The organism is Streptosporangium pseudovulgare, from assembly GCF_014648055.1.
Classification (GTDB): Bacteria; Actinomycetota; Actinomycetes; order Streptosporangiales; family Streptosporangiaceae; genus Streptosporangium; species Streptosporangium pseudovulgare.
On sequence record NZ_BMQJ01000046.1, the window covers coordinates 1 to 9,716 of the forward strand.

A 9,716-nucleotide genomic window follows, 5' to 3' on the forward strand; every position below is an offset into this window, starting at 1 on the left:
GCCCGGCCATCAGCAGCGACGCCGACGGGTCCCGCTCGGACGGCTTGAGGACGAAGGTGTTGCCGCAGGCGATCGCGATCGGGAACATCCACATCGGCACCATGACGGGGAAGTTGAACGGGGTGATCCCGGCGACCACGCCCAGCGGCTGGCGGATCGAGTAGGAGTCGACCCGGGTGGAGACGCCCTCGGAGAAGCCGCCCTTGAGCAGGTGCGGGATGCCGCAGGCGAACTCGGCGACCTCCAGGCCGCGGGCCACCTCTCCCAGGGCGTCGGAGTGGACCTTGCCGTGCTCGGCGCTGATCAGCGCCGCCAGCTCGCCGGCGTGGGCGTCCACCAGCTCGCGGAAGCGGAACAGCACCCGGGTGCGCTTGGCCAGCGAGGTGTCGCGCCAGGCGGGCCAGGCCGCCGCCGCGGCGGCCACCGCCTCGTCGACCTGCTCGGCCGCGGCCAGGTGGACCCGTCCGGCGACCGTCCCGGTCGCCGGGTCGAAGACGTCGGAGGTACGGCCGGAGCCCTCGGCGGTGGCTCCGCCGATCCAGTGGGTGATGTTCTTCACGATCCCGCTTCCCGCGCGCCCACGGCACGCTGTCCTCCGCGCGCCCGCGGCGCGCCGGTCTCCACGTTGACGAATTCAGGTGCCGGGGCCGGGGCGACGGCCGGTGCCCGCCGCCCCGGTGCCGGGTCCGGCCGGTGGCCGGCCCCGGGCCCGGCCTCAGGGCCGCGCGTTGGCCCTGAGCGCCATCTCCACCACCTCGGCGACGGCTCCGTCCGCGCACGCCCCGACCACGACGTCGGCCGCCGCCCGGACGTCGGGGTGCCCGTCGCCGACCGCGACCCCGAGTCCGGCCGCCGCGATCATGTCGATGTCGTTGGGGTTGTCCCCGACGGCCGCGATGTGCTCCATCGGCACGCCCCGGAGCACGGCCAGCTCCCGGAGGGCGGTTCCCTTGGTCGCGTCCGGCGGCAGCACCTCCAGGTAGGTCGCCTCGGACTGCACCATGACGGTCCCCTCGATCTCCCAGCCGGGCAGCGGGTCACCGATCAGCATGCACTTGGTGACCCCGCCGGGCGGCACCGCCGTCCAGTCGCCCGGGTCGCGCAGCGTGATCCCGTCCCGCCTGGCGAAGTCACGCAACTCGGGCGCGTCGTGCACGGCCAGCGCCTCACCGCCGGAGAACACCACCGGGTGGACGCCCTCGGGAAGCTCCTCGAACAGGCCGAGCAGCGTCTTCCAGGCCGCCTCCGGCAGGTGGCGGGAGCGCAGCACGGATCCCATGGCGAGGTTCACGGTCCGCGCGCCGTTGTAGAGGATCGCGGCCCCCTCCAGACCGAGTTCGTCGTAGTAGCGGCGCGCCGACCGCTCCATCCGCCCGGTCGCGATGATCACCTCTCCGCCCGCCTCGCGGAAGCGGTGCAGGGCGTCCCTGCTGGCGGGCACCATGGCCAGGTCCCGCCCGACGAGCGTGCCGTCCAGGTCGGTGACGATCCAGCGGATCACGCGTTCCACCCCGCCGGGACGACCTCGGCCATCACCGAGCCCGCGAGGTCGAACCCGCCGACGCAGGCGAGATAGCCGCCGGGGACGAAGACGCTGCCGGCCAGCGGGATGTAGACGCCCCCGGCCTGCCTGACCAGCAACGACCCGGCCGTCACGTCCCAGGCGTTGACGTACGTGCCGTAGGCGACGTCGGCCCATCCGGCGGCGACGTGCGCCAGCTTCAGCGCCGCGCTGCCCGGCCGGCGGGTGGAGGCGAAGGCCCCGACCATCCGGGCGAAGCGGTGCAGCGCCGCGTCCCCCTCCCATCCCAGGTCGCGCGGGCTGGGGTAGCTCGACAGCAGCATCGCCTCCCGGTCCGTGCGCGCCCCGGAGCTGCGGATCGGCTCGCCGTTGCAGAAGGCCCCGCCGAGCCAGGCGGTGAACTCGTCGTCGCGGACCGGGTCGTAGACGACGCCCGCGACCACCTCGCCGTCCACGGCCGCCGCGATGGAGGTGCAGAAGAACGGCAGGCCGGCGGCGAAGTTCGCGGTGCCGTCGATGGGGTCGACGTACCAGCTGACCTCGCCCTCTCCCCGGGACCCGCCCTCCTCGCCCACCACGACGCTGTCCGGGCAGCGCCGGTCGAGGATCTCGCGGATGTGTTCCTCGGCAGCCTTGTCGTGCTCGGTCACCGGGTCGTGGAAGTCGCGCTTGGTCCGCACCTCGGGGCGGGAGCGGAAGGCGCCCCTGAGCCGGTCGCCGACCGCCCTGGCCGCCTCGGCCGCGATGGCGGCCAGCTCTCGCGAGGTGTTCACATCCATGTCTCCTCCAGGAGGCTCAGCAGGCCGTACGGGTTCTCGACGGTGGCCTGGGGGCGCTGCCGCACCGGGTACGGGACCTTCTCCGTGCTGTGGGACACCATGAGCACGGTGGCCCCCGCCCCGGCGCGGGCGCCGCAGACGACGTCGCGGTCGTGGTTGTCGCCGACGTACCAGACGTCCCCGGGGTCGACGCCCAGCGCCCGGCAGGCGATCCAGATCATCTCGGGGTTGGGTTTGCGGACGCCGACCTCGTCGCTGTAGACCTGCACGGCCATCTCGCGGTCGAGGCCGCTGCCCGCCAGATAGTCACGGTGGACGGTCCCGCACAGCGCGTTGCTGACGACCGCGGGCCGGACGTCGTGCTCCCGGCAGGCGGCCAGGAGGTCCTCCATGCCGGGGCGGACCTTCCGGTCGCTGCGCAGCTCCCCCATCCGCCGGCACAGCGGGGTCGCCTCGGCCGTCACCAGCGCGCGGGCCTGCTCCGGCCAGTCGGCCGCGACGTAGTCGGCCCAGAACCCGCGGTGCGTCATCTCCCGGGGGGCGAGCTGCCGGGAGGTGGAGTCCTTCCAGTAGGAGTCGGCGCGCGCGCCCGCCCTGATGTCGCTTTCGACCTCGTCGGCCCCGAGGCCGGTGAAGCCGGCCCGGCCGAGCATCTCGTGCACCTCCGCGGCGAGCTCGGCCGCCCAGGAGGGACGCCTGGCGGTCTCCACGATCACCCCGCCGAAGTCCAGCAGCAGTGCCTTGGGCCGGATCATGCGCCCGCCTCCACCCTGTCCTCGGAGGAGTCGGCGGAGGAGTCCTCGGCGGGGATCCGCACGCCGTCCGCGTCGAACAGGTGCATCTCCTCGGTCCAGCAGGTCAGCACATCACCGGGGACGGCCTGGACCGGGGTGTAGGAGAGCGCGTACATCTCGGTGTCCAGGACGCGCAGCCGTACCGTCCAGGAGGAGCCGGCCGGCAGCACGGCCTCGACCAGCGCCTCCTCGTGCCAGGCGGAGGCGGGTGGCGCGCCCAGCCGCAGGGCCTCCGGCCGGATGCCGACGGCGGCGGGCGGGACCCGCGTCGAGCGAGCCTCCGTGAAGCGCAGCAGGGAGGCGGCCAGCCCGGTGGGTGAGGGGCCGACGTCGATGATCGCCATCGGCGGGCTGCCGACGAACTCGGCGACGAACCGGTTGGCCGGCCTGGCGTACATGTCCATCGGGGCGGCGAGCTGCTGCAGCTCTCCGTCGTTCATGACGGCGATGTCGGTGGCCATGGTCAGGGCCTCCAGTTGGTCGTGGGTGACGAAGACGATCGTCGCGCCGGACTCCTCGTGGATGCGTTTGAGCTCGGCGCGCATCTCCAGGCGGAGCCGGGCGTCGAGGTTGGACAGCGGCTCGTCGAGCAGCAGCACCGAGGGGTTGACCGCCAGCATCCTGGCCAGCGCGACGCGCTGCTGCTGGCCGCCGGAGAGCTGGGAGGGGTAGCGGTCCATGGCGGCGTCGACGTGGACCATCCGCAGCGCCGCCTCGGCCCGCGACCGTCGCTCGGCGGCGGGGACCTTGCGCATGCGCAGGCCGAACTCGACGTTCTCCCGGATCGAGAGGTGCGGCCAGAGCGCGTAGTTCTGGAAGACCAGTCCCATGCCGCGCTTCTCCGGGGGGACGTAGAGGCCGCCTTCGACGGAGTCGAGGACCCGGTCGCCGACGGCGATGGTGCCCGCCGTCGGCTGTTCGAGTCCCGCGATCATCCGCAGCGTGGTGGTCTTGCCGCAACCGGACGGGCCGAGCAGGCACATGAACGCGCCGTCGGGAACGGTGAGGTCGAGGTTCTTCACGGCGTAGTCGCCACCGCCGTAGCTCTTGGCGACTCCGCGCAACGTGATGGCCGGCATCTATCCTCCTAGGCCGGACGCCAGGCTGCTGTTGGTCAGGCGCTGGGTCAGGTACGTCATGGTGAAGGAGACCAGCGCGATCATGAGCACGACCGCGTTGGCGAGCTGGGTGTATCCGTAGTCCACAAGACCGATCGAGAGCGTCGTCAGCAGCTGCGTCCCGGTGGTGGTGAGCATGATCACAATGCTGAGCTCCTTGAGCCCGGAGATGAACGGCAGCACGATGCCGGTGACGAGGGCGCCCTTCTGGATCGGGAAGATGATCCGGCGCATCCGCTGCCACCAGGACGCCCCGGCGATCTGCGCGGCCTCCTCGGGCTCCCGGCCGAGCTGCGTCATCGCCGCGATGCCCGAGCGCGAGCTGTACGGCAGGTGCGTCACGGCCATCACCAGGATCAGCAGGAACGTCGTGCCGTACAGCGCGGGGACCGGGCCCCGGGCGACGGCGAACAGCGACAGCGAGGCGGCGGCGAACGCGATGCCGGGGACGAGGTAGGGCAGGAAGGAGACCTGACGCAGGAAGCCGGCGATCCGCGGGGCCGTCCCGCGCACCACGACGTACCCGATCAGCAGGCCGGCGACCGCGCAGACCAGCGAGGCCAGGCCGACGACGCGCAACGAGTTCCAGGCCGCCTCCCACAGCTCGGAGCCGCGCAGGACCCCGTGCGGGAAGCCGACCGCTCCGGGCAGCCGCTCGGCGAACCAGTAGTCGAGGGTGAAGGTCGACAGGTCGAGAGGGGTGCGGGTGACCGTGGACAGCAGCAGTGTGAGCACCGGCACCAGCACGCTCACCGTGAAGACCAGCAGGCCCAGCGCGAAGGCGAGCCAGCGCCGGCCGCGCAGGTCGCTCAGCCGGTCCATCGCGCCCTTGCCGCCCACGGTGACGAACCGGCGGTGCTCCTTCATCAGCCGCATGTCGGTGAAGACGATCAGCACCCCGATGACCACGATGACGGTGGCGATCACGGAGGCCACGCCGGTGCTGCGGTCCCGGATCGACTGGAAGAGCCCGGTGGACAGCACCCGGTAGTCGGCGGGCAGTCCCAGGACGTACGGCGTGCCGAAGGTGCCGAGCACCCGGCCGATCACCAGCAGCACGGCCGAGGACAGCGCCGGGAGCATCAGCGGCACCACGATCCGCCGGATGACGACGCGCCGCGGGGCGCCGAGGACCCTCGCGGAGTCCTCCAGCTGCACGTCGATGCGGCGCAGCGCGTTGCCGACCAGGAGCAGCACGAACGGGTAGTAGTGCAGCCCCAGCGTGACGATGATCGGCAGCGCGCCGTAGGCGAGCCAGTCGGGCGTGTGGACGCCCTGGGCCTGCAGGAAGCCGACCTGCCCGCCGGCGCGCTCGTTCTTGAACAGTGACAGCCAGGCCAGGGAGAAGGTCCACGACGGCAGCATGTAGGGGACCACCAGCGCGCCGGCGAGCCATTTGCGGCCCGGCACGTTGGTCCGCGTCACCAGCCACGCCATGCCGCCGCCGAGGATCAGCGCGAACAGCGTGGTGCCCACCGCGACGACCAGAGTGTTGAGCAGCGGCTCCCAGAACAGCAGGCCGCTGATCTGGGAGCGGAAGACCCGCCACAGGTAGTAGCCGGTCCACTCGCCGGCCCGCTGCCCGGCGTGCACGTCGTCGCCGTACTGCAGGCGGAAGGCGTCGGAGATCACCGCGACCAGGGGCGCCACCACGAGGTAGGCGAGCAGGATGACGAGGATCAGGCCGAGTGCGGCGGTGGGGTCGTGGCGCAGTACGCGGAGCCGGTACACCAGCCTGCGCCGTCTCGGCGGGGCGGGCGGCGGCTCTGTCTTGGTGAGAACAGCCATGGACACTTCCTTCGGGGGGTCACGGGGGCCACCGCGGTGTGTGGTCCGCCCGTCTTGCGGACTTCGCTCCCTCGCGGGTCCGTTGCGGTCAGTGACTTCGTTTGAGCATCGCGTCGGCGAGCGCGTCGGCGGACTCGCCCAGCCGCCGGCCCACCGCGTCCAGCCGCGAGAGCAGCTCGCGCTCGCGCAGGGTGTCCATCTCCAGCGGCCCGGCGAACAGCTCGGTGAGCCGGGCCTGGTAGAGCTGGCGGACCCGGTTGCACGCCTTCCGCGTGGCCAGCACGGCCACGGTGACCGAGCCGGGGTCGTCGACCACCTTCGGCAGGGCCCGGTCCAGCTCGTCGAGTCCGTCGATCACCGCCTGCAGCGGCTCGGCCGCGAAGGAGAGGTCCGCCGGACCGAACAGGTCGGCCTCGCGCACGTAGTCGCGCAGGTGGTCCAGGACGTCGTCGACCGAGCGGGAGAGCCGGAACAGGTCCTCCCGGTCGATGGGGGTGGCCAGGGTCCGCAGCAGGGCCCGGACGAGCTCGGCCCGTGCCGCGTCGCCCTCGTGCTCCACCTCGGCCATCCGGGTGCGCGCGGCGGACCGGTCGATCTCGCCGGAGGCCGTCGAGCAGGCGAGTACGGCCCCGGCCCGCGCGACGGTGACCTGCCCGCGGACCAGGTCCATCACCCGCCGTCCCGACCGGCCCCGTAGATCGTCCCAGGCCCGGGAGAACCGCCGGGCCCGCCCGGCCGCGCCGCTCACAGCAGCCTCAGCGCGAGCCCGGCCAGGCAACCCAGCGTCATCGACGCCGGGAGCGTGACCAGCCACGCGGTGCCCATGCTCAGCACGCTCTGCCATCGCACCCTCCTGCTTCCCTCGCTCGCCGCCACGCCGACGACGCCGGCGGTGATGGACTGGGTCATGCTCACCGGGCTGCCGAGGGCGGAACTGCCCAGGACGGCGCTGGTGGCCGCCGCCTCGGCCGAGACGACGTGCAGCGGCCGGGTGATGACCAACCCGCGGCCCAGCCGCTCCCCCACGCGGGTGAGGCTGCTCAGGGAGCCGGCGAGGAACAGCGCCACCAGGACGGCCATCCACGCCGGGGGGACCTCGACGGGCCCGACCGCTCCCGGCCCGTCGTGGCCCACACGGACCGCGACGCTCACCACCGCGATCATCTTCTGGCCGTCGTTCACCGCGTAGGCCGCGCACTGGGCCGCGTAGGCCAGCAGGTGGGCGGCGAGCACGAGCCGGGGCATCCGGCTGCTGGACGGCACCCGGCGCGAGACGGCCCCCAGCGCGTAGCCCAGGGCCAGGCCGACCAGGGGCGCGCCGAGCCCGACCGCCAGCACGGTGGCCAGCCCCGACCACGACACCGGCAGTCCCGAGCCGAGCCCCGCCCCGGTGATGCCGCCGATCACCGCGAGCGTCAGGCTGGTCGGCAGTCCCCGGCCGGACAGGACGGCGACCACCGCCACCGCGATCACCACTCCGGCCAGGAACGCCGCCGCGCCGCCGGGGGCGTCCAGCTCGGTGAGCCTCCCGGTGAAGGTCCGCGCGACCGCGACGCCCATGACGTACGGCCCGGCGAACAGCACCGCCGCGAGGAGCGCGGTGACCGCCCATCCCGGCGCGCGGGGGAACCGCAGCCCCAGCCCGATCAGGGTGGCCCCGTCGTTGGCCCCGCTGATCAGCACGAAGAGGATCGCCGTCGCGGCGAACGCCGCCGTCCAGCCCATCACAGGTAGGGGCGCTGGTCGCGTCTGGCGTCCTCGTAGCGCTCCCGCGCGGCCCTGGTCACCGGGTCCCGCGACACTTCGGCGACCGGGACGTCCCACCAGGCGGTGGTGTCCGGCGCCGGGCCGGGGACCGTCTCGACGTACACGACGGTGGTCCGGTCGGCCTCCCGCGCCTTGACCAGCGCCTCGCGCAGCGACTCCCGGTCGGTGGCGCGCAGCACGTCGGCGCCGAGGCTGGCGGCGTTGGCCGCCAGGTCCACCGGCAGGTAGGGGCCGTCCAGCTCCCCGGCGGGGCCGCGCGTCCGGTGGGCGGTGCCCAGCCGGTGCGCGCCGACCGCCTCCGACAGGTTCCCGATGGAGGCGAAGCCGCGGTTGTCCACCAGGACGACGACGAGCTTGACGCCCTCCTGCACGGCGGTGACGATCTCCTGGGCCATCATCAGGTAGGAGCCGTCGCCCACCAGCACGAACACCTCCCGCTCCGGCGCGGCCAGCTTCACCCCCAGCCCGCCGGCGATCTCGTATCCCATGCAGGAGTAGCCGTACTCGACGTGGTAGTTGCCCGGATCGGCGGCCCGCCACAGCTTGTGCAGGTCACCGGGCATCGACCCGGCGGCGTTGACCACCACGCCGTCCGCGGCGATCTCGTTGAGCACGCCGAGCAGCACCGGCTGGGTCAGTTCGGTCCCGCCGTAGATCCGGTCGGTCTCGGCCCGCCAGCCGGCGGCCAGGCTCGCCGCCCGGTCGGTCCAGTCGGTCTCGGCCCGCCAGCCGTCCGGCCACAGGGCCCCCAGCGCCTCGCGGGCGTCGGCCACCAGTGTCTCCCCGGAGTGCTTGGCGGCGTCGAAGGCGGTGACGTTGACGTTGAGGAACGCCGCCTGGCCGAACAGGGTGCGCGAGGCGGTGGTGAAGTCGGTGTAGCGGGTGCCCACCCCGATGACCAGGTCGGCCTCGCGGGCCAGGGTGTTGGCCGCGGCGGTGCCGGTGTGCCCGATCGCGCCGACCGCGCACGGGTGGTCGTGCGGCAGCGCGCCCTTGCCCGCCTGGGTCTCGGCCACCGGCACGCCGTGCCGGGCGGCGAACGCCGCCAGCGTCTCGCACGCCCCGCTGTACTTCACCCCGCCACCGGCCACGACGAGCGGCCGCCGGGAGCGGCGCAGCATCTCCAGCGCCCGGTCCAGCGCGGCGGGTTCGGGCACCGGCCGGGCCACGTGCCACACCCGGCGGGCGAACAGCTCCTCGGGCCAGTCGAAGGCCTCGGCCTGCACGTCCTGCGGCAGGGCCAGGGTGACCGCGCCGGTCTCGGCGGGGTCGGTCAGCACCCGCATCGCGGCCAGGAGCGCCGCGGGCAGCTGCTCGGGCCGGTCGATCCGGGCGAAGAACCGCGACACCGGCCGCAGGGTGTCGTTGACCGACACGTCCGGGCTGCGGGGGTCCTCCAGTTCTTGCAGGAGCGTGCCGGCGGCCCGGGTGGCGAAGACGTCGCCGGGCAGGAGCAGCACCGGCAGCCGGTTGATCGTGGCCAGCGCCGCGCCGGTGACCATGTTGGTCGCGCCGGGCCCGATCGAGGTGGTGCAGGCCAGGGTGGACAGCCGGTCGCGGGTGCGGGCGAACCCGACCGCGGTGTGCACCATGGCCTGCTCGTTGCGGGCCGGGTAGTACGGCAGCGCTCCGCCGGTGCCGGCGCCCTGCTCGGCCAGGGCCTGACCGATGCCGGCCACGTTGCCGTGGCCGAAGATGCCGAGGCATCCGGCGATCAGCCGCTGCTCGGCGCCGTCGCGCTCGGTCCACTGGTTCGCGAGGAACCGCACCAGCGCCTGCGCGGTGGTGAGCCTCATGGGGTACCTCCGGTAAGTCCGCTCCGGATCTCGGTGACGCGGCGCGCCACGCGCGGGTCGATCGCCTGCTCGGCCCAGGAGGAGCGGACCCAGGCGTGCCGGGGATCGTCGGCGCAGGCCATGGTCCGCTTCTCGGCGGGCCCGGCCAGGAC

General features: G+C 73.5%; 9 protein-coding genes. All 9 read right to left on the reverse strand.

The genetic code is table 11. The annotated features are described in order from the left end of the window. The coding region (locus IEZ10_RS38155; RefSeq protein ID WP_189251379.1) for an aldehyde dehydrogenase family protein at positions 1-562 on the reverse strand (562 nt) is incomplete at its 3' end. Between the two features lie 153 nt (positions 563-715). Next, positions 716-1,501 (reverse strand): Cof-type HAD-IIB family hydrolase, encoded by a 786-nt coding sequence (locus tag IEZ10_RS38160; RefSeq protein WP_229812092.1) that lies wholly within the window; start codon positions 1,499-1,501, stop codon positions 716-718. Further along, positions 1,498-2,301: an inositol monophosphatase family protein gene (locus IEZ10_RS38165; protein WP_189251372.1), complete on the reverse strand. Its 804-nt coding sequence runs from the start codon at positions 2,299-2,301 to the stop codon at positions 1,498-1,500. Before IEZ10_RS38165 ends, IEZ10_RS38160 begins: the two co-directional genes overlap by 4 nt. After that, positions 2,292-3,056, reverse strand: a complete 765-nt coding sequence (locus IEZ10_RS38170) for an HAD family hydrolase (protein WP_189251373.1) — start codon at positions 3,054-3,056, stop codon at positions 2,292-2,294. The genes IEZ10_RS38165 and IEZ10_RS38170 overlap by 10 nt, the downstream gene beginning before the upstream one ends. Next, positions 3,053-4,174: an ABC transporter ATP-binding protein gene (locus tag IEZ10_RS38175; protein WP_189251374.1), complete on the reverse strand. Its 1,122-nt coding sequence runs from the start codon at positions 4,172-4,174 to the stop codon at positions 3,053-3,055. The genes IEZ10_RS38170 and IEZ10_RS38175 overlap by 4 nt, the downstream gene beginning before the upstream one ends. Beyond that, complete coding sequence (locus IEZ10_RS38180) at positions 4,175-6,001, reverse strand: ABC transporter permease (RefSeq protein WP_189251375.1); 1,827 nt, start codon at positions 5,999-6,001, stop codon at positions 4,175-4,177. Positions 6,002-6,089: 88 nt separating this feature from the next. Beyond that, the gene (locus tag IEZ10_RS38185) at positions 6,090-6,749 is read right to left on the reverse strand and encodes a DUF47 domain-containing protein (protein WP_229812093.1); all 660 of its coding nucleotides are present in this window, start codon (positions 6,747-6,749) and stop codon (positions 6,090-6,092) included. Further along, entirely contained in the window at positions 6,746-7,726 is a 981-nt protein-coding gene (locus tag IEZ10_RS38190; RefSeq protein WP_189251377.1) for an inorganic phosphate transporter, read from the reverse strand. The genes IEZ10_RS38185 and IEZ10_RS38190 overlap by 4 nt, the downstream gene beginning before the upstream one ends. Next, entirely contained in the window at positions 7,726-9,564 is a 1,839-nt protein-coding gene (iolD, locus tag IEZ10_RS38195) for a 3D-(3,5/4)-trihydroxycyclohexane-1,2-dione acylhydrolase (decyclizing) (protein ID WP_189251378.1), read from the reverse strand. The genes IEZ10_RS38190 and iolD overlap by 1 nt, the downstream gene beginning before the upstream one ends. Between the last annotated feature and the right edge of the window lie 152 nt (positions 9,565-9,716).